This window comes from Calditrichia bacterium, from assembly GCA_020634975.1.
Lineage (GTDB): Bacteria > Calditrichota > Calditrichia > RBG-13-44-9 > J075 > JACKAQ01.
On record JACKAQ010000001.1, the window covers coordinates 2,878,574 to 2,899,836 of the forward strand.

The 21,263-nt window shown below is 47.9% G+C and carries 18 protein-coding genes; 12 read left to right on the forward strand and 6 right to left on the reverse strand.

From position 1 onward, the window contains the following. The first annotated feature begins 114 nt into the window (after positions 1–114). From pabB to H6629_11695, 10 genes are all read left to right on the forward strand, one after another. Positions 115–1,866 (forward strand): aminodeoxychorismate synthase component I, encoded by a 1,752-nt coding sequence (gene pabB, locus H6629_11650; GenBank protein MCB9068446.1) that lies wholly within the window; start codon positions 115–117, stop codon positions 1,864–1,866. 154 nt (positions 1,867–2,020) lie between these two features. Further along, on the forward strand, positions 2,021–3,403 hold the full coding sequence (gene purF, locus H6629_11655; protein ID MCB9068447.1) for an amidophosphoribosyltransferase: 1,383 nt from the start codon (positions 2,021–2,023) through the stop codon (positions 3,401–3,403). Between the two features lie 3 nt (positions 3,404–3,406). Next, entirely contained in the window at positions 3,407–3,769 is a 363-nt protein-coding gene (gene folB / locus H6629_11660; protein MCB9068448.1) for a dihydroneopterin aldolase, read from the forward strand. Next, on the forward strand, positions 3,766–4,275 hold the full coding sequence (gene folK / locus H6629_11665) for a 2-amino-4-hydroxy-6-hydroxymethyldihydropteridine diphosphokinase (GenBank protein MCB9068449.1): 510 nt from the start codon (positions 3,766–3,768) through the stop codon (positions 4,273–4,275). Before folB ends, folK begins: the two co-directional genes overlap by 4 nt. Further along, positions 4,265–4,906, forward strand: a complete 642-nt coding sequence (locus H6629_11670) for a deoxynucleoside kinase (protein MCB9068450.1) — start codon at positions 4,265–4,267, stop codon at positions 4,904–4,906. Before folK ends, H6629_11670 begins: the two co-directional genes overlap by 11 nt. Positions 4,907–4,918: 12 nt before the next feature. Further along, positions 4,919–5,182, forward strand: coding sequence for a hypothetical protein (locus H6629_11675; protein ID MCB9068451.1), 264 nt, complete (start codon positions 4,919–4,921; stop codon positions 5,180–5,182). 11 nt (positions 5,183–5,193) lie between these two features. Next, complete coding sequence (locus H6629_11680) at positions 5,194–6,885, forward strand: HD domain-containing protein (GenBank protein MCB9068452.1); 1,692 nt, start codon at positions 5,194–5,196, stop codon at positions 6,883–6,885. A 120-nt stretch (positions 6,886–7,005) separates the two neighbouring features. Continuing rightward, positions 7,006–8,538, forward strand: a complete 1,533-nt coding sequence (locus H6629_11685) for an aldehyde dehydrogenase family protein (GenBank protein ID MCB9068453.1) — start codon at positions 7,006–7,008, stop codon at positions 8,536–8,538. A gap of 516 nt (positions 8,539–9,054) precedes the next feature. Beyond that, complete coding sequence (locus H6629_11690) at positions 9,055–11,082, forward strand: PAS domain S-box protein (GenBank protein MCB9068454.1); 2,028 nt, start codon at positions 9,055–9,057, stop codon at positions 11,080–11,082. A 151-nt stretch (positions 11,083–11,233) separates the two neighbouring features. Beyond that, positions 11,234–13,594, forward strand: a complete 2,361-nt coding sequence (locus tag H6629_11695; GenBank protein ID MCB9068455.1) for a PAS domain S-box protein — start codon at positions 11,234–11,236, stop codon at positions 13,592–13,594. 31 nt (positions 13,595–13,625) lie between these two features. Here H6629_11695 and H6629_11700 read toward each other — a convergent pair whose 3' ends face one another. The 5 genes from H6629_11700 to H6629_11720 all read right to left on the reverse strand — a co-directional run bounded on the left by H6629_11700 (position 13,626) and on the right by H6629_11720 (position 18,431). Further along, on the reverse strand, positions 13,626–14,375 hold the full coding sequence (locus tag H6629_11700) for an SPOR domain-containing protein (protein ID MCB9068456.1): 750 nt from the start codon (positions 14,373–14,375) through the stop codon (positions 13,626–13,628). A 9-nt stretch (positions 14,376–14,384) separates the two neighbouring features. Further along, positions 14,385–15,671, reverse strand: coding sequence for a SpoIID/LytB domain-containing protein (locus H6629_11705; GenBank protein ID MCB9068457.1), 1,287 nt, complete (start codon positions 15,669–15,671; stop codon positions 14,385–14,387). A gap of 161 nt (positions 15,672–15,832) precedes the next feature. Continuing rightward, positions 15,833–16,456, reverse strand: coding sequence for a hypothetical protein (locus tag H6629_11710; protein MCB9068458.1), 624 nt, complete (start codon positions 16,454–16,456; stop codon positions 15,833–15,835). 58 nt (positions 16,457–16,514) lie between these two features. Beyond that, complete coding sequence (locus H6629_11715; protein ID MCB9068459.1) at positions 16,515–17,231, reverse strand: hypothetical protein; 717 nt, start codon at positions 17,229–17,231, stop codon at positions 16,515–16,517. 162 nt (positions 17,232–17,393) lie between these two features. After that, a complete protein-coding gene (locus H6629_11720) occupies positions 17,394–18,431 on the reverse strand; it encodes a branched-chain amino acid aminotransferase (GenBank protein ID MCB9068460.1) in 1,038 nt (345 codons plus the stop codon). A 308-nt stretch (positions 18,432–18,739) separates the two neighbouring features. Here H6629_11720 and H6629_11725 point away from each other — a divergent pair, with 308 nt between their 5' ends. Both H6629_11725 and H6629_11730 read left to right on the forward strand, forming a co-directional pair. Beyond that, positions 18,740–20,017 carry a hypothetical protein gene (locus tag H6629_11725; protein ID MCB9068461.1) on the forward strand — a complete coding sequence of 426 codons (1,278 nt, stop codon included), beginning with the start codon at positions 18,740–18,742 and terminating at the stop codon, positions 20,015–20,017. Between the two features lie 62 nt (positions 20,018–20,079). Continuing rightward, entirely contained in the window at positions 20,080–20,931 is an 852-nt protein-coding gene (locus tag H6629_11730; protein ID MCB9068462.1) for a sulfurtransferase, read from the forward strand. Here the strand turns inward: H6629_11730 and H6629_11735 are convergent. Next, entirely contained in the window at positions 20,928–21,260 is a 333-nt protein-coding gene (locus tag H6629_11735) for a hypothetical protein (protein MCB9068463.1), read from the reverse strand. The genes H6629_11730 and H6629_11735 overlap by 4 nt on opposite strands. Between the last annotated feature and the right edge of the window lie 3 nt (positions 21,261–21,263).

Genomic DNA, 21,263 nt, shown 5'->3' on the forward strand with positions numbered 1-21,263 from the left:
ATTCTGAAAATTCGCCTATAATTTTTCACACCGAAATAGCACAAAAAAAATAGCAGTTGCCGTTTATCCAAAATTTTCGCTTTCTTTTGCCGTGAATGCGTAAATTTGGGTGAAATGAAGGCAAAACAATCCGCACAAATATTGCTCCGCGATGCCCGCAACGGGCGATGGCTGGCGTTTCGCGAGCCGCTGGAAATTGTGGTTGCGAACAACATTGACGACGTGCTGCCCGCTTTGGAAAAGGTGCAAACCGCCACAACATCCGGCAAATTTGCCGCAGGATTTATCAGCTACGAAGCCGCACCGGCGTTCGATCCGGCGTTCCGCACATATTTTGACACCAATTTTCCGCTGCTCTTTTTCGGTATTTTTTCGCAGCCGGAAGTGGTTGAATTACCGGAGATTAGCGCAAATTTTTCTCTCGATTGGCAGGTCACAACAGCGTTCGAAAAATATCAATCTGCGATCGCGCACATCAAATCCGCGATTGCCCGTGGCGATACCTATCAGGTGAATTACACCATCCGCCAAATTGCCGGATTTTCCGGCGACCCATTGGCGCTGTTCAGCGCAATTGCCGCAGATGCGCCGTTTGCTGCGTTTATCGATTTGCCGGATTTCACGATTTGCTCCGCATCGCCGGAATTGTTTTTTGAGAAATGCGGCAAAGAAATCATTTCCCGCCCGATGAAAGGCACCGCCGCCCGCGGACGCACCTTTGCCGAAGATTTGCAACTGCGCGATTTTTTGGCAACATCCGAAAAAGATCGCGCGGAAAACGCGATGATCGTGGACATGATTCGCAACGACATCGGGCGAATTGCCGCAACCGGCAGTGTTGCCGTTCGCGATGCGTTCCGCATCGAAAAATATCCCACCGTTTGGCAGATGACTACCACCGTTACCGGACAAACGGATGTGTCGATTTCAGAAATTTTCCGGGCGATGTTTCCCTGCGCATCGATCACCGGCGCACCCAAAATTCGCACGATGCAAATTATTGCAGATATTGAAGATACACCCCGAAAAATTTACACCGGAACTATCGGTTTTATCTCGCCGGACGGCGATGCGCAGTTCAACGTTGCTATCCGGACGGCGCTGATTGACAAACGAAACGGGCGCATCGAATACGGCATCGGCAGCGGTGTGGTGTGGGATTCGGATGCGGCGCAGGAATATCAGGAATGTCGCGTAAAAGCGCGGGTGATTGTCAAACCGCAACAAAAACCGGACTTCTCGCTGCTGGAAAGCCTGCGTTGGTCACCGGATTCCGGTTATTTTTTGTGCGATGCGCACATCCGGCGCATGCACGACAGCGCGGCATATTTTGATTTCCCATTCGACGAAACCGCGATTCGGAGGAGTTTGGCGAATATCGCCAATTCGCTGCCGAAGGCGCTGCACAAAGTCCGGCTGCTGCTGTTTCGCAACGGCGGTATTTTCTGCGAAGCAGCCAAAATCAGCGATATCGATCCGCAATCACCGCTGAAAATTGCGCTGGCAGCAAAGCCGGTGGATTCATCTGATCCGTTTTTATTTCACAAAACGACCCATCGTGCAGTTTACGCGACTGCCAAAACAGCCGCGCAACACGCAGATGATGTGCTCCTTTGGAACGAGCGCGGTGAAATTACCGAGGGCTGCATTTACAATGTTTTGGTGAAATTCGATGGCGAGTGGTTCACGCCGCCGGTAGATTGCGGATTGCTCAACGGCACGTATCGCCAATATTTGCTCGATTGCGGCGATATTCGCGAACGCATTATTTTGAAAGATGAGCTGGCAAGTGCGGAAGAAATTGTGCTGATCAATTCGGTGCGCAAATGGCGGAATGCGGTGTTGGTTGGCTCAACTTACAGATAGAAAAATGTTGCTCTTTGTTCCAAAAAACGGATTCCCAAAACATTTGGAAATTGTTGTGTGGAATGTTAATTTTTTGGCTGTCAGTGGAAAAAGGTTAAATTGTGTTTCTGATCCTTTTTTCATTCCGAAGTATCAGCAATGAAAGGAAAACGGCATGTGCGGTATTGCCGGATATTATAGCAGAAATACAGACGGAGCAGCCAATCAGGTGATGCTGGCATTGTATGCCCAGCAACATCGCGGGCAGGAAAGTTGCGGAATGGCGGTCAGCACCGGCACCAGCCTGCGAAACCACCGGGCGATGGGTTATGTTAAAGAAGCTTTCAACGAGAAGGTACTGAACAAGCTGGCCAGCAATATTGCTATTGGGCACGCACGGTATCCTACCCGTGGCAGCTCGGTGATCGGCAATACGCAACCCTATATTATTGAAACACTTAGCGGTCCGATTTATGCGATCGCCAGCAATGGCGATATCGTGAATTACGATGAAGTTGCCAACGATTTGCGCACAAAAGGGGTCTATTTTTCATCAAAAAATGATGGCGAGTTGCTCGGCAGATTCATCGTGTATTATCACGAACGCCAAAATATGGAAATTGTCGATGCCATAAAATTGTTGATGAAACGCGTAAAAGGGGCGTATTCTGCGGTGTTTCTCACCCGCGACCGGCTGTATGCGTTCCGCGATGCCTACGGCTTTCGCCCGATGTGGACCGGAAATGTAGATGGCGATGTTGCCATTGCCTCCGAATCCTGTGCGATGGATATTTTGCGCGCCACCGAAACCCGGGAAATCGCGCCCGGCGAAATTATGATTATCACCCAAACTAACGAATATTCAACACATACGAACATTTTGCCATTGCTGGATGACGGCAAACGGCAAACCCACCACTGTGTTTTTGAACTGATCTATTTTGCACGTCCGGACAGCGCCGAATTCGGCGAATATGTGTACAACGTTCGCCAGAAAATCGGGGCGAAACTGGCAGAATACGATGTCGATCAGCCGGCCGATGTGGTGTTGCCCGTACCGGATTCCGCCAATTTTATCGCGATGGGTTATGCCAACGCCCGCAATTTGCCATTCAACATGGGGCTGATCCGCAATCATTACGTCGGACGCACCTTTATTCGCCCCGATCAATATGCGCGGGACGAATCGGTTCGCCAGAAATTCAATCCGCTGAAAGATTTTTTCGAAAACAAACGGGTGGTTTTGGTGGACGATTCCATCGTTCGCGGCACAACCATTCGCAAGCTGGTGCGGATGATCAAAGGCGCCGGCGCATCGGAAGTGCATTTGCGAATCGGATCGCCGCCGGTGGCGCATTCCTGCTATTACGGCATCGATACGCCCAATCGCGAAGAGCTGATTGCCAACAGAATGAGCATCGATGAAATCCGCGATTACATCTGCGCAGATTCAGTTAAGTATTTGAAAAAAGAAGACTTGGAGAAATGCGTTAAACGTCCCGAAGGCTTCTGCTACGCCTGTTTCGACGGCAATTATCCCATTCCCAAAAAAGGTTGATCGATGGATATCATTCGGCTCAATAACATGATTTTTTACGCCCACCACGGCTATTATCGCGCGGAGCAGGAACTCGGGCAAAAATTTGAACTGGATATTGAGATGGAATGCGATTTCAGCCGCGCGGTAACCAGCGACAATCTGGACGATGCGGTGAATTACCGCCGGGTGTATGAACGCGTTTCCGAACTGTTCAACAGCGAAAAATTTACCTTGCTGGAAACGCTCGCCGAAACCATCGCCAGGGAAATTCTCGGCCATTTTGCGATCAGCGCCATTCGCATCCGGGTACGAAAACCGCAAGTTGCAATGAACGGATTTTTGGACAACGTGGAAGTGGAAATTTACCGCCGGCAGCAAAAATGAGCCGCGCGTTTCTGGCATTGGGCAGCAACGTGCCGCCGCGATTGACTTTTTTGCGGCGGGCGATTGCGAAAATCCGCGAAATTGGCGAGATTCAACACATCGCAGCGCTGTACGAAAGCGAGCCGTTCGGCGTACGGCAGCAGCCGGGATTTCTCAATTCTGCCATCGAAATCGATACGCAATTATCGCCGGAAGATTTGTTGAAAGCGGTAAAATCCATCGAGCAAAAAACCGGACGAAAGCAGCGCTTTCGCTGGGGACCGCGGGAAATCGACATCGACATTATATTTTATGGGCAGCAACTGGTGAATCTGCCGGATCTGCAAATTCCGCATCCCGACTATCGCCAACGGCGATTTGTGCTGCAGCCGCTGTGCGATATCGCCGCAGATGTTGTGGCGCCGGACGCCCGGCAAACACTGCATCAATTATTGGAAAATTGCCCGGATACGGCACTTCTCCGGCACCTGCAAACCAACTGGACGACCAATGGAACTGAACTTTGACCACCTTCGCTACATTGCTGTTGAAGGCGTAATCGGCGTTGGCAAAACGTCGCTGGCGCAAAAACTGCAATCGGCAATCGGCGGCAGCCTACTGCTGGAGGAATTTGAGGAAAACCCCTTTCTGGAAGATTTTTACCGCGAACCGGCGCGATACGCTTTCCAAACGCAGCTGTTTTTTTTGTTGAGCCGCTTTCGCCAGCAGGAACATTTGTTTCAATACGATATGTTCGAAACCCGCGTTATTGCAGATTATATGTTCCACAAAGACCGCATTTTTGCCACGCAAACGCTCAATCCCAAAGAGATGAATTTATACGATATGCTGGCGCGAATCCTCGAAAAACGGGTAACCCGTCCGGATCTGGCCATTTACCTGCGCTGCCGCACCGACCGGCTGATGCAAAACATCGCCAAACGCGGCCGCAGCTACGAAAAGCATATCGAAAGCAACTACCTCACATCGCTGGGCAGGCTATACGACGAATTTTTCTGGAATTACGACGAAACGCCGTTATTAATTATTAATGCGGAAAATCTGGATTTTGTCAACAACGACGATCATTTGCAGCGTATTTTTCAGGAAATCAGCCGGCACCGTAACGGACGGAAAAACGTAAGTTTTGATTTGTAATCTGTCCACATTTTGCCGAATTTTAACAAAAATAAATTATCACCTGCTGTTAAACAGGGTGCATTTATGGGATTTTTATTTAGAATTTTTTTATACACAATCATTATTTATTACGCACTTCGCCTGATCCGCCGATTTTTATCAACAGGAAAAAAACGTCCGAAGCCAACTATCCGGGAAAATGCTCAACCGGAAAACATGCCGCCGCCATACGACCCTCGGAATGTTGAAGATGTTGTTTTTAAAGAAGTTAAGAAAAAGAAAGATGGTGACTGAAAATGGCAATCATGGATGATAACTTGCAATCGGGTTCCCAAAAACACAACAACGAAGCAGCATTGGAAGCTGTCCGGCAGGAATTTCAGTTGTTGCTGGATTCGCAAACCGCCCAAATTCAGCGGCTGGCGGATATCGGCATTGCGCTTTCGGCAGAACGCGACACCGATATTTTGCTGGAGATGATCATCGACGAAGCGATGGCTTTCAGCAATGCAGATGCGGGCACGCTGTATGTGGTTGATTATGACCGGAATGAGCTCGTTTTTCAAATTCTTAAAAATCAGACACTTAAGATTCATGCCGGCGGCACGAGCGGGCAAGCTGTAACGCTGCCACCGGTTCCGCTGGAAATTGACGGATTGGCAAATCTCACCAACGCATCGTCGCAGGCGGCGCTCACTGGCGAGGTGATCAACATTCCCGATGTGTACGAAGCCATCGGGCTGGATTTTTCCGGCACAAAAAAATACGATGCACAAACCGGCTATCGTTCCAAATCGATGCTGGTTGTCCCGATGAAAAATCATGAAAACGAAATTATCGGTGTGTTGCAGTTGCTCAACGCCAAAGTGCAGGGCAGCGATGAAGTTGTCCCATTCCCCAAAAATCGGGAAACGATGATTATTTCGTTGGCATCGCAGGCGGCGGTTGCGTTGGAAAATGCGCGGCTTATCGCCGGATTACAGGGGTTATTTGATGCCTTTATCGAAAGTATCGCAACGGCTATCGATGAAAAGTCAGCGTACACTGCCGGACACATTCGTCGGGTTGCCAAACTGACGATGATGATTGCATCGCAGGTCAACAAATCCAACGCCGGTGTTTTTGAAGATACTTTTTTTAATGAAGATGAAATGGAAGAATTGCGGGTGGCGGCATGGTTGCACGATGTCGGCAAAATTACCACACCCGAATATGTGGTGGATAAAGCCACCAAACTGCAGGGCATTTTTGACCGTCTTGAATTGGTGGAACAGCGTTTTGCGCTGATTGCCGCGCAAATGGAAAATGCGACGCTTCAGCAAAAAGTGCACCTGCTGCAATCGGGCAATCCGGATAGCGGTGCGCTGCAACAACTTGATGATAAATTGACTGCCGAACTGGCAATTCTGAAATCGGATCTGGAATTTATCGCACGCTGTAATCTCGGATTCGAGTTTCTGGATAACGAACGATTGGAGCGAATTCAGCGAATCTCCCATAAAAATTTCCAATTAAACGGCGAAACGCACCCGTACCTCACTGACGATGAGTTGAAAAATTTGTCCATCCGCAAAGGCACGCTCACGGATTCGGAGCGTAAAATCATTGAAAATCATGTACTTGTGAGCATCAAAATGTTGAAGCAGGTGCCATTTCCGCGTAAAATGTCCAAAGTGCCGGAATACGCCGGCGGGCATCACGAAAAGTTGGATGGCTCCGGCTATCCGTTTGGGCTAACCGCAGATCAGTTGGCGTTGCAGTCGCGAATTATGGCAATCGCAGATATTTTTGAGGCGCTCACTGCCAAAGATCGCCCGTACAAAAAACCGATGAAGCTTTCGCAGGCGCTCAGCATTTTGCGCGATATGTGCGACCGGAACCACATCGACCGCGATGTTTTTGATTTGTTTATGAATAGCGGCGAATTTATGCGCTATGCCCGGGAAGAGCTGAATCAGGAACAAATTGATGTAGAAATAAATAAAGAAAAATCCTAAACCGTAGAGGCGTTTCACGAAACGCCTAAAAAATGAAAAACGATAACGAGGGCGTTTTACGAAACGTCCGAAAAATTAAAAAAAGCGACAACGAAAAATACAACCTACAGGAGGCAATTCATGGAATTTTTAAAGCAGTTGGGCATAAAATCAAAAAATTATGGCACATCCACCGGCTTAAAATGGTTCGAAACAACGGATCAGGGTGAAGCGCATATCGTTTCGCCGGCAACAAACGAACCGATCGGCTCGGTTTACAAGGCATCCAGCGCAGATTACGACGCAGTACTGAAGAAGGCACAGGAAGCATTCCTGATTTGGCGAGATGTTCCTGCGCCCAAACGCGGCGAAATCGTCCGGCAAATCGGGCTGAAACTGCGTGAATACAAAGAGCCGCTCGGTACGCTCGTTTCGTACGAAATGGGCAAATCGCTGCAGGAAGGTCTCGGCGAAGTGCAGGAAATGATCGACATCTGCGATTTCGCAGTGGGTCAATCGCGCCAATTGTATGGCTTCACGATGCAATCGGAACGGGAAGATCACCGCATGTACGACCAGTATCATCCATTGGGCATTGTGGGAATTATCACCTCCTTTAATTTTCCGGTAGCCGTTTGGGCATGGAATGCAATGATTTCCGCGGTTTGCGGTAACGTTAATTTGTGGAAACCATCGCACAAAGTGCCGCTTTCGGCAATTGCCTGCCAGCATATTATTCACGATGTTTTGAAGGAAAACAATATTCCCGAAGGCGTTTTCAGCCTGATTATCGGCAGCCACGATGTTGCCGGCGATCGTTTGCTCAACGACGAACGCATTCCGATGATTTCGTTCACCGGTTCAACATGGGTGGGACGCCATGTCGCGGAAACGGTTTCGCGCCGTTTCGGGAAATATATTCTGGAACTGGGTGGCAACAACGCCATTATTATGACTGAAAACGCCGATTTGAAACTGGCGATTCCCGCAGTTGTTTTTGGCGCGGTCGGCACTGCCGGACAGCGATGCACCACCACCCGCCGATTGATTGTTCACGACAGCATTTATGATCAGGTGAAAAATTCGGTGGTGAAAGCGTATCAGAGTTTGCGCATCGGAAATCCGCTGGATCAGAACAATCACGTTGGCCCGTTGATCGACAAAAACGCGGTGAAAGCCTATCTGGACGCCATCGAAGCCGCCAAAAAAGAAGGCGGAAATGTGATTTACGGAAATAAAGTGCTGGAAGGTAAAGGCTACGAATCGGGCTGTTATGTTGTGCCCGCCATTGTTGAAGCGAAAAATGAATTTGAAATTGTGCAGGAAGAAACCTTCGCGCCGATTTTGTATCTCATCCGCTACTCCGGCGATGTGAACGAAGCGATCGCGTTGCAGAATGGCGTTCGTCAGGGATTGTCTTCTTCTATTTTCACAAATAACATGCGGGAAGCCGAAACGTTTTTAAGCCAGCGCGGTTCTGATTGCGGTATTGCCAACGTGAATATCGGCACCTCCGGCGCCGAAATCGGTGGTGCATTTGGCGGCGAAAAAGAAACCGGCGGTGGTCGCGAGTCCGGCTCCGATTCCTGGAAAGCCTACATGCGCAGACAAACCAACACCATTAATTACAGCACCAATTTGCCGCTCGCACAGGGTATTAAATTTGATTTGTAATTTTTTGTAACAGTTAACCTTTAAAAACCCCCGTTTTCATTACCATTCAGTTGGAAAACGGGGGTTTTGTTTTTGCTACAGAAAAAAATTGATTTTCTTGCCTTTAAATGTCAAATTTTATTGTTTTTTTTGTAAACAAAATGTAGATTTTTGTTAATAGCTAATGTAACCTCTTTTTTCTTTTTGAACGGTAGTGGCTGCGGATCTCCCGGTCGCTCAAATTATCTTTGAATATATCGCACCAATCTTTACGTTTTTTATTCTCGGGTCATTTATTGATTTCAAGTTTTGTACTTAACCCGCCGATGATAAAATGGTGTTTACTCTCTGCATAAATGATAAATGGCGAGATGTCGGATCCGGTAATTCATCAACCGGGTTTTTGGCGTTCGACTTTCTCAAATGGAAAATAATACGGATCTTCGTTTGCTGATTGCTGTGGTGAACGGGGCGGAAGCCCCGAAATTAGGGTGAATTGTTGAAGTTATAAGAATTTTGGGTGAGAGGAGCCTGTTGATGGCAGCGCCTTTGTTTTTTACAGTTACTATCTTTGCGCTCGTTTTTGTTGTGCTGGCAGCTTTTGTCAGTATTTATCTGGTAAAAAGCTGGAAAGAAAACCGGCTCATCCGGGATCATCAGCTTCAAAAACTGGAAAAAAGCGAAAGTAAATACACAAGTCTGTTCAATAATGTATCAGATATTGTATTTATTCATACGCTGGATGGGATTGTTGAAGAAGTAAACCTAACCGTTACAAAGGAACTCGGCTATAATCCGGAAGAAGTTATCGGAAAATCGATGCTCGAGTTTGTCACACCGGAAAATAATCCCCTACTTGGCAATTACCTCGAAGGCGTTCAGCGATTGGGCGAATTTAGCGGATTGGTTCAAATTCGTTCCAAAAACGGTACCCATAAAATATTTGATTATCGCAATACGTTGGTCAAAGAAGATGATAAGCCCGTTGCGGTTCGCGGCATCGCCCGGAACGTGACCGAAAGGGAGAAAACCCGGGCTGCATTGCAGGAAAGCGAAGAGCGTTATCGCCTGTTTTTTGAACAGGATCTCACCGGTGATTTTATTGCAACGGTAAAAGGGAATATCCTGTCCTGCAATCCGGCGTTCGCAAGCATGTTCGGATTCGACTCCGTGGATGAAGCGTTAGAACAATCGTTTGCATCACTTTACCCATCTCCGCAATCATTTCAGGCATTTCTGGATTTGCTCAATAAAAAAGAAAATCTCCAGTATTACGAAGACCAGTTAATTGATAAACACGGCAATACCGTTTACATTATCGAAAATGCCATCGGTATTTTCGATGATGATGACAACCTCACCGGTATTCGCGGATACATTTTTAACAACACAGAGCGGAAGCATCTGGAAACACAACTGTTGCATTTCCAAAAGATGCAGGGAATTGGCACGTTGGCTGGCGGTGTGGCGCACGATTTCAATAACATCCTGAGCATTATTAAAGGACACGCCACGCTGATACAAACCGGCAAAATAGATAAAACGGTAGATTTAAACAGCAGCGTCCAATCTATTCATCAGGCGGTTGATCGCGGTGCCCAATTGGTTGAGCAAATTCTTACTTTTGCCCGCAAAGCGGATATCGATTTTAAAGCGGTAAATGTTGGTTCGGTTATTCAGGAAATCGTTAGCCTGCTTTCCGGCACATTTCCCCGAACCATCGATTTTAACCTGAAATTAACCGATGCCTATTTTATTCGCGCAGATCAGGGGCAAATACATCAGGCGTTGCTCAACTTGTGCATCAATGCGCGCGATGCCATGCAAACCGGCGGCACAATTACCATCTCCACCCGGCTGGTAAATGGCGAACAACTCAAGTTGAAATATCCCGATGCTCAGGCAGATAAATATGTGGTCATTGACGTTGCTGACAACGGCACCGGAATGGATGAACAAACCCGCGAACGGTTATTTGAGCCGTTTTACTCCACCAAACAGCGAAATCAGGGTACCGGTTTGGGGTTATCCGTTGTTTATGGCATTATCTCCAGCCATTTTGGTTTTGTGGAGGTGGAAAGCGAACCGGGTAATGGCACTACTTTTTCGCTGTATTTCCCCCAAACCCAAAACGAGGAAGAAATAGTGGTTGATAACGAACCAAAGACAGAAAAGCCCATTCTCGGCAATGAAACCATATTGATTGTTGAAGATGAAGAAATGTTGGTCGATCTGCTTTCTGCAACGTTTGAAGATAGCGGTTATTCTATTTTGGTTGCCCGGGACGGGTTGGAAGCCATCTCCACCTATCAAAAAAATATCGGTAAAATTGACCTCATTTTTTCGGATTCCGGATTGCCCCGCTTAAACGGGTGGGAAGCCTTCAACCGTATCCGGCAGATCGACCCGGCGGCGCGCGCCGTTTTCGCCAGCGGTTTTTTTGAACCGGAGGTTCGCTCCCAAATGATCGATAACGGTGTCGAAAAAATTATCCAGAAGCCCTACTCGCCGTTGGATATTTTGAAAACAGTGCGGGAAATTCTGGATAAAAAAGCGAGCAAATAAGATATTTTGTGAACAATAACAACCGTCAACAGTCACAAACGCCAGCCGATGTTCTGTGTAATATATTAAAATCTGTGCAGAACTAGCCGGTTTTAGTCATCGTAAAATTGATGAAACTGGCAAAATAATATCAAAAAGCTGACTTGTGATAATGAAAAGCCCAACAGCCCTGAATGCTGATCTTGCACAAAACCGTGATTTGGAAAACACTGAACATTCCCGATTACCGGCTGAATACGCACACCTCGAATCTGAAATCCGCTTTCAAACATTAATCGAAAATATGCCGGATGGCGTTATGATCGTTGATGTTAACGATTATATCCGCTTTGTCAATCGCCGCTTTTGCGAAATGACCGGCTATTCCGGCGAAGAATTATTGGGTAAAACTGCTCATAAAATGTTATTCAGCGAGAAAAAACAACCCATAATTCTCGACAAGCTCAACATGCGTAAAAAGGGCATCGCCGATCGTTATGAAATCACCATGCGATGCAAATCCGGAAAAGAATTGTGGGTGCATATCAGCGGATCGCCGATTTATAACGTGCAGGGCGAGATGTTCGGATCGTGTGGCATCGTAACGGATATCACCATGCGAAAACGCGCGGAAGTGTGGCTGTTGGAGAGCGAAAAGCGGTTTCGATTGCTATTCAACAGCGGCAACGATGCTGTTTTTGTCTTTTATCCCGACGAAAACGGGATGCCCGGTAAATTTATCGAAGTGAACGATATCGCCTGCCGGATGCTCGGTTTTACCCGCGAAGCGCTGATGCGCCTCTCGCTTCCGCAACTGATTCAGCAAAACAACCCGGATGAGCTGTTGGCGCGCATCATCAAAGAAAAACACGTGCTGTTCGAAGAAACCCTGATCCCCAACACGGGGAATACAATTCCGGTCGAAATCAGCGCGCACCTGTTCAAATTTAACCGTCGTCCGGCAATAATGGCAATCGCCCGGGACATCACTGCCCGCCGCCGAACAGAAATGCAATTGCGGGAACAGGCGGCACTGCTGGACAAAGCCCAGGACGCCATTTTGCTGATCGATTTAAACAATTACATTGTTTATTGGAATAAAAGTGCAGAGCGATTATACGGCTGGAAAGTGGAAGAAGCATTGGGTAACGACGGATTTGCGATGTTGTTCAAACGCAATTCGCCGCGCTTTGCAGAAGCCCGTCAGGCCACGCTGAAAAAAGGTGAGTGGCATGGCGAAATGCGCCAGATGACCAAAAATCAGCGGGAAATTGTGGTGGAAAGCCGTTGGACGCTGGTCAACAATATCCGGCGATCGCGCTCAATTCTGATCGTAAATTCAGATATCACCGAACGAAAACAGATCGAAGCCCAATTTTTGCGGGCGCAGCGAATGGAAAGCATCGGCTCACTTGCCGGCGGTATTGCCCATGATTTGAACAATGTGCTCGCTCCGATATTAACCGCAGTTCAAATATTGCAGGTTCGGTTGGGCGAAGACGAGCGCAACCTAAAAATTCTCGATACCATCGAAGGAAATGTGAAGCGCGGTGTGGATATGGTAAAGCAAATCCTCGCTTTTGCCCGTGGTGTCGAAGGTGACCGGATGCCGCTGCAACTCACCGGATTAATCGAGGATGTTGCCAAAATTTCCCGCGATACCTTTCCAAAAAGCATCGATATTCAAATGGATGTCGAACCGGAACTGTGGAATGTCTCCGGCGATATGACCCAGTTGCATCAGGTGCTGCTGAATTTGTGTGTTAATGCCCGCGATGCCATGCCGGATGGCGGGATTTTATCTATCGGATTGGATAATTTGACGATCGATGACCATTTTGCCCGAACCATTCTTGAGGCAAGACCGGGTAGATTTGTCCGTATTTCCGTTTCGGATACCGGTGTCGGAATTTCTGAAGCGTTGCTGAACCGCATTTTCGAACCGTTTTTTACTACAAAAGAAACCGGAAAAGGCACGGGTTTGGGATTGTCCACGGTTTTGGCAATCGTAAAAAGTCACGAAGGTTTTATAAATGTGGAAAGCGAGCAGCTTGCCGGAACCACATTTGAAATATATTTGCCGGCACTGATTGAGGAGCATTTTCCCAAAATTGAAAATAAACCGGTTGACTTGCCGATGGGGCAGGGAGAAACGATTCTGTTTATTGATGATGAGCCATCCGTACTGGAAATTGCCCAAATGACGCTGGAATCGCACGGTTACCGAGTGCTGGCTGCCAGCGACGGCGCCGAAGCTTTGGGCATTTTTGCCCGCCACAAAAATGAAGTTGATCTGGTAATTACGGATATGATGATGCCGGTGATGGACGGTGTGGCAACAATCGAGGGATTACGGAAAATCAAAAAGGATGTGCCAATAATTGCATCCAGCGGATATATCGAGGACGACCGGGCAAATACGTTTGTGCAAACAGGTGCTGTCGCATTTCTGCAAAAGCCTTACACCCGGGAATCGCTGTTGTCGATTATTTCTGATCAGCTAAATGCTGGTAAAGCTAGTAATTTACAATAGGTTACAGGTTTGTTTTTACTGTCAGCAAAAATCAGTGTGAGCTTATTTGGGTTACCCATGCATCGTTAAAACCACCCTTTTTTAATTCCCGAAGCAACTGTTCCGCATCTGTGCGGGAATTGAATTTGCCGACCAATACTTTCCATATACTGCCTTGCGGAGCCGCCTGAACCGGTTGTTGTGTTCGCAGCTCCATATCTCTGCTCAATTGTTTCGCTTTTTCCGAATCGACCGTTGCCATAACCTGAATGGCGTAATAATAATTTTGCTCGCTGCTGAATTGTTGTTCCAGCTTATTTTCCTGTTCGGCGATTGCCTGCTGTTCTGCTTCCGATTTGGCTACCCGCACATCGCCTTCGATAATCCATGCGCCCGAGTATCCGGCATTTTGCAGTTGGGTAAGCAACGCTTCTGCATCCGTGCGTTGCTGGAAATTACCGACCTGCACTTTAAATAAGGATTCATCCTGCAGCACATAAACGGAATCCAGATTCAGCGCCTTCAACTGGTTCGCGATTTTTTCGGCGCTCGGCAACGATGTTCCGGCAAAAACCTGGCAGCGATACCCATCCTGCATATGATACGGGCGTCTGGCAATACTGCGTTCCTGCCGACCGGTTACCGTCAGTTGAATGGTTTCCTGTTTGAACTCGTTGAGCAGTTCCGGAAAACTTTTGTTTTCCAAAAACGATTTCAGATCCTTTTTCAAGTCCTCGTTGGGCGTTTGGGCAAACAGGAAGCTGCCGGCAAACAGTCCGCATACAATCAATAATCTCAGCATTTTTTTAGCCTAATAAAATTTTTTGATGACAAGATTCGGGTAATAAAACGATAAAATACTCTCATAAGTGCGCCCGCGTAAAGACATGCCGATAGCGCCCCATTGGGACATTCCCCTCCCGTGACCCGCACCGGCGCCAATGATAAAAAATTTATCCGGATTAGATGAAGATGTTTTCAGGAAAAAGAGGTTGCTCGGCAACGGTTTACCGGCGGCATCGCCCAAAACCCGGCGAATTGCCAATCCGCTGACCGGAAGCGTCTGTTTATCAATCGCAATAACCAGTTGGCCAACCCTGCCGCTTTCGCTGCGTTCCGCAATATCGATCCGCAAATCGAAGCCATTATCCAGCCATGTGGCAAATTGAACAGGTTCAATAATTTTTTCGCGCTGAAGATTTTGCAAAATTTCTTCTGCTGTGCGGCTTTCCACCCAACGGTAGTACGGCGATACCTTATCGTTTTGCTGCCCGTCTGTAATGTCATACGCCACAGCCGGTGTGCCAACGGGGTTCAGCGAATCTGCCGCAGTGGGGATTCGTTCCAAAATTCCGCCGGAGCTGCTGTGATAGAGCGTTTGCGCCGAACGTCCGCTTTCGGTGAGCGCCATGCCCCGTGTGTTATTTACAGCTTCGGTTGCCATGGGCGATGCTTTTGAAACACCGCTGTACACCTGATCGCGCTCATCCGCCCAAACATCAAATAACGGGGAAACCGGGTTGTCCAACCGGAAAAGCGCATAGCTGCGTGCCGCAACAGCCTGGGCATAAACCGCAGATTTATATTCGGTTTGATAGCTGGGAATTTCGCTGGGTACCACACCTGCCAAATACGTTTCCATTGGCACCCGGTTCACTGCCTGAAGTTTGCCATTGTTGGAAACGAGTGTCAAATCGCCCGTAAAAACGATGCCATTCCAGACAAATTTGGCACCTGGCGAAGTCGCTTTAAAGGTGAGGGATTTTGGCGTTTCCAGACTAAAATAGCGGCGTTCACCTTTCAAAACGATCTGGTTTTCTCTGGGAATCAGCTCGAAAATCCCCGCATCGCCATCAAGTTGATAGCGGGCTTCTTCCAATTCGAGAACATAGGTGCCATCAAATTTCAACCGGGAGTTTTCCACAGGCGGGTTGGGTAAACCTGCCCGGATAAGCGGTTCCGGCGATATACCGGAAACGGAGGGAGCGCCCAGCTTTGATGATGATGAACAACCCACTGCAACAATCAAGGCTAAACTGCCGGACAGCCAAAATCGAATGGTGGTATAACGGAAATACTTGTGCAAGTTTCGCTTCATTTATTCAATCCGTTTGGTTTGGATTGCATCTGATTAATGTTTTGGATTACAATTGTTGGATTAATCGGAAAATTCGCTTAGCCGGAACGTAATGAGTTAAATGCGGTGTAACGTTCTATTGTTAAGTTCGGAAAAATCAATTGTTTGGGATCGTAAAAAAATTACATTCCGATGCCGATCAGATTGATGCCGGCACGCAGCCCAAACCCCGACAAATCGATTTCCCGGAAAGTCGGCAAGCCCAAATCGCTTTCGCCCTGGCTTTTGCTGAGCAAGGCATGATTGTAAATGGCATCAACGAAAACCATTCCCGTACGGCTGATGGGCACACCCAAACCTGCTGTTAACTGCCAGCCAAGCCCGCTAAAAAAACGAGTCCGTTCAATTTGATCCACATAATTATTTTCGTTATTCCAGACCATTTGCAAACCGCCACCGGCAGACGCCCGCATAAATACAGTGGAGGCAGCGTCTAATTTGGATTCAAAACTAAGTTGCAGCAAAATGGACATTATCCGGGTGCGGAAATCCAGTTCCAGCTGTTTATCGGTAAAGCTGATGCCGCCGCTGTCGGACTCGGTGATGGTTGTCGTTTTGCGATAATTGGATGTCATATAATTCGCTTCGATGCCATAATACAATTTGTCATCCAGCTTTCGCCCAAAACTTAACCCCAGCAAATTACTGGCCGATGTATCTTCCGGACGTAAAAAACCGGCTTTAAATTCCATAAAGGAACGCCGGGAATCGCTTTGTGCCAGCAATGTGCTGTTCAACAAAGCCATGATTATCAATAAAAAGATGACACTTGCAGATTGACGCAACATTTATTTTTGCCTGTATTTATTGGAGAAAACCCAAAAAGCGGGAGCGCATCATTAAAAAGTTAACACCAACGCGAATGCCGAATCCAGTCAGGTCTATTTCCTGAAATATGGGAAGATTTTCTTCGACACGGTTATCCGATTTACGTGGTTTGGCATTCTGATAATATAAATCCACAAAAACGAGCCCCAGCTTGCTGGCACGAACACCCAACCCGGCAGATGCCTGCCAGGTGAAACCGTTGAAAAAGCGGGTGCGTTTGACATCATCTACAAAATTATTTTCTTTGTTCCAGATGAACGACCAGCCGATTCCGGAAAGGCCGCGCAAAAACAGCACGTTGTTGGAAACGGCGGTTTCGTAATAAATTTGCCAGTAAAACGAGGTGATGGTTGTGCTGAAATCCAGCTCAACCTGAATTTCGTTGTAGGAAATCTGGTTCGAAGGATCTACAAATTCCGCAATAACGGTTTCTTTCCGGTAATTGGTTTTGAACACGTCTGCTTCCAGTCCCCAAAAAAAACGGTCGTCAATATTACGACCAATGCTCATGCCACCGAGAAAACCGGTTTCCACATCTTTTGGTGTTAATCCACCGGCTTTTAGCTCAAGATATGGGGCGGAATTCATCTCGGGTGAACGGGTTTCATTCCGTAAAATTTCAATACGGCTTTGAGCCAATGCCATTCCACCGAGGCAGGCGACCAGTAATAATGTCAGTTTCCATAATTTCATATTCAATTCTCCAACGCCATTTGCTGCACTAATATAGAAAAAGCGTTGTGAAAAAAAAAGTATTTATTCAGCCAACTGCCTACCGAATTGTTGAAAAAATAAGCAGTTACATAAAATTTTCGCAAATTTGAACGGATTACAAATGATTTGCAATGCCAAAAATCACTTTTGTGCCGGAACGATGGTTTGCACCCAATGATACGGATCCGGCTTTTGCTGAAGCTGGATGCCGATCAGGTCATCATAAACCCGGTGCGCCAGTTGGTAATCGTTGCGGTTAATGTTGAAAATGTTGCTTTCCCACGATACTTTGCGAACCGATGTGATAATCGCGCCGGTGCCGCAAACAAAGCATTCCAGCGCATCGTTGCACAATTCATCGATGGGCAGATTGCGTTCCTCAACCCGCATGCCGTACTGCTCTTTTGCCAGCCGGATAATCGATTCCCGGGTGATGCCCGGCAAAATGGAACCGAGTTTCGGGGTTACCAGAACATTGTCTTCCATCAGCGCGAAAAGGTTGGCTGCGCCGGCTTCTTCAACGTATTGGTCGTGCCGGGCGTCCAAAAACAGCACGCCGTTAAAACCTTGCGCAACAGCCTCGCGGGCCGGGCGCATGCTGCCGGCGTAGTTGCAAACGGCTTTGGCGTGTCCGGTGCCATGCGGCGCTGCGCGATGTGTGTCTGTCACCAGCAAATCGATAACGCCGACACCTTCGTAATATGGCCCAACCGGGCTCACGTAAATGTAGAATAAATATTCCTTTGCGGCTTTTACGCCCAGTTGCGGCTCAATACCGATGCACACCGGACGCAAATACAAACTCCGGCTGCCGTCTGTGGTTTCCGGCACAAATTCGGCATTGGCGACGACGGTATCTTTCACTGCCTGCAGGAATTTTTCTTCGGGAACGCGCGCCATTGCCATTGCCTCGCAGCTATTGGCGAAACGTTTGGCGTTCTCCTCCGGGCGAAACATCACGATTGCATTATCTGCGGTGCGATAGGCTTTCATCCCTTCAAAAATACCCTGGCCGTAATTGAGAATGTTCGCCGCCGGCGCCAGTTGAAGCGGGTGATAATGGGACACTTTTCCGGCATCCCATTCGCCATTGCGATAGTAGCTTTCGAACATCCAGGTTTCTTCCGGATTCGGGTAGAGTGCAAATTTCAAATTCTCAAATTTACGCGGCGCAGCCATGCGACCTCCTGTTGATTTTTCCCGGTTTAGGGGTATTCTGCGATTCAGGAAATATTTTTGGATTTATCTGAAAATCGGTGCAGCAGATTTTCAACATTCGAACCAAACAGCTTTCATTTTCGACATATCGTCGAATATATTCATTCACCTTTCAAAAGTAAATTCATTTTTCAGAATGCCCGTCACGCCGGAATTGGTTCCCGGATGTAAATTTGAGATTCGGGAATTTCAACTTGATTCTTTGATGATATTTATTGATTTTCCACGATATAATTGAATAACGAGCTATTTAATAAGGAAGCGATTACATGTCCAACGCGGTGCTGCCAAAAACGGATGCGACTGTTCACACCGGAAGTTTTTTTAGCCACACGCTGGGTGTCGAAAAAAAATACAAAATTTATTTACCGCCAAATTATTACGTTTCCGATCGCCGGTATCCGGTGCTGTATTTGTTTCGCGGGCACGAAAACGAGTGGTTCGATCCCTATCAGGATCACAGCCGCGGCGGGCGTGCGGTGCAGCATCTTGCGGATGAGCTGATTCGCTCCGGCGCCATCGGCGAAATGATTATCGTTGGCGTTAGCATGACATCGGATGACGGGCATGTTTTCGGGTTGGGCGTCAATTTTCTGAATCCGAAAGCCGCCGCCGGTCACAGCGGTGTGGGCAACGGGCGGTTCGAGGATTATTTTATCGAAGATTTGATTCCGTATATCGACAAAACCTATCGTACCCGAACGGGACGCGCATTTCGCGGTGCGGACGGTTTTTCGCTGGGCGGATATCTTTCGGTGATGATGGCGGTGAAACATCCCGAATTATTTTGTTCGGTCGGCAGTTACGATGGCAGCCACATGTTCCACAATCTGGACGATCCGCGCCACGATTATGGCGGTCCGGACGATTTTTTGTGGTTTCGCAAAGACGATATGTTCGCACCGGCGTTCCGCAAATCCGGCAAAAAGAAATATGATACTGCCCAGTTGCTGAAATACAATCCGCTGAATATCATCGAAAAACACTCGGACGAACAGAAAATTTTGTTGCGCTCGACCCGGTTTTATATCACATCCGCAGCATTTGACGATTCGCAGGGAAATCGTGACAGAAACGTGCATCTCATTACATTGCTTCATTTGCATGGCATTTACAATCATGTACCATCGCTGATTTTGAGCACGGATGCGCATCACAACTGGAAATTTGCTGATCTGCATTTGCGTGAAACGCTCAAAAAACATTCCGAGGCATTCGGGATTCCCCGGACTGCAACGGAATCCAGCGTTTCCAAAGAATATTTGCCGAACGTGGAAATTATTTCGGTGGAAGACGCTACGCATTACGAACAGCCGGTAAAAATTTGCTATCGGGTGTATCGCGAAGTGCCGGTAAAAGTGGAAATCCTCAATTATAACGGCGCATCGATGGCAACCGTACGGCTGGAAATGCACGAATGCGGGCGTCACACCGTTACCTGGGACGGGCGAAATGAGCAGGGGCATCGCGTCGCATCGGGCATTTATTTTGTGCAGATCAGCACGGAACTCGGCACGATTCGCCAAAAATTCCTCTTTTTGCGATAGGCGTTTCACGGGATTTGGCATTCCCGCGAAAGCGGAAATTTATAAAAATCACAGGAAAATTAATGTTCACAACTATTATATCAATCAACGACTTACGCACAAATTTAATTGACCCGGACTGGTTGGTTATCGACTGCCGTTTTTCGCTGAACGATACAGAGCGCGGCAAACGCGATTACCGGCTATCGCATATTCCCGGCGCGATTTACGCACATCTGGATGCGGATTTATCCGCGCCAATTATTCCGGGTAAAACCGGACGGCACCCGTTACCGTCGCCGGAAAAGTTTGCCGAAAAATTATCCGAATGGGGAGTAGACAAAACTGTGCAGGTAGTTGCATACGACGATGCCGGTGGTGGCGTGGCATCGCGGTTGTGGTGGATGCTCCGATGGCTCGGGCACGATGCTGTTGCTGTTTTGGACGGCGGCTGGAACGCCTGGATTGCCGCAAATTTTCCGGTTTCCGGTGAAACAACCGTTCGGTCGAAGCGCAATTTTGTGCCAAATATTCGCGAAAATTGGGTGGTCGATGCGGATTGGATTACCGCCGCAAGCAACGATTCGCACCATTGTGTGATGGATGCCCGCGCTGCATCGCGGTTCACCGGCGAGCAGGAAACCATCGATCCGGTTGCCGGACACATTCCCGGCGCGTTGAATGTGCCGTTCGCAGAAAATCTCGACGAAAACGGATTTTTTCTGTCACCGGAAATGCTGCGCCAAAAATATGAATCAATATTAGGTGAGCGAAGTGCGGAAAAAACAGCCACTTACTGCGGCTCCGGCGTAACCGCATGCCACAATTTGCTGGCGATGAAACATGCCGGATTTCCGGATGCGCTGCTCTATCCGGGATCGTGGAGTGAGTGGATTACCGACAAAAGCCGCGCCATCGCAACAGGCGAAAATTAGCCGCGTTCTGTTCCCGCAACTTTTTGGCGTTGCCACGCAAACATGCTGCCGAGCAAAATTCCCGCAATATCCGCGACGAGATCTTTCCAACTGAATCCCTGAATCAACCCCAATTGCCAATCATACGGAAAAACGCCATCTTTAATTTCCCAGCCGATGCTGAGCAACACCGCGATGAGCACACTTTTGCGCAGCGACCATTTGAACATCAGTAAAAAAACAGCCATTCCGATCAGCGCCAGCAGAAAATGCTCCAGTTTGTCGTGCGGCAAAAAGCTGCCTTGCCGGGAAAACCATTCATCCAGATGCCATTCGAGAAATTTGATCATTGT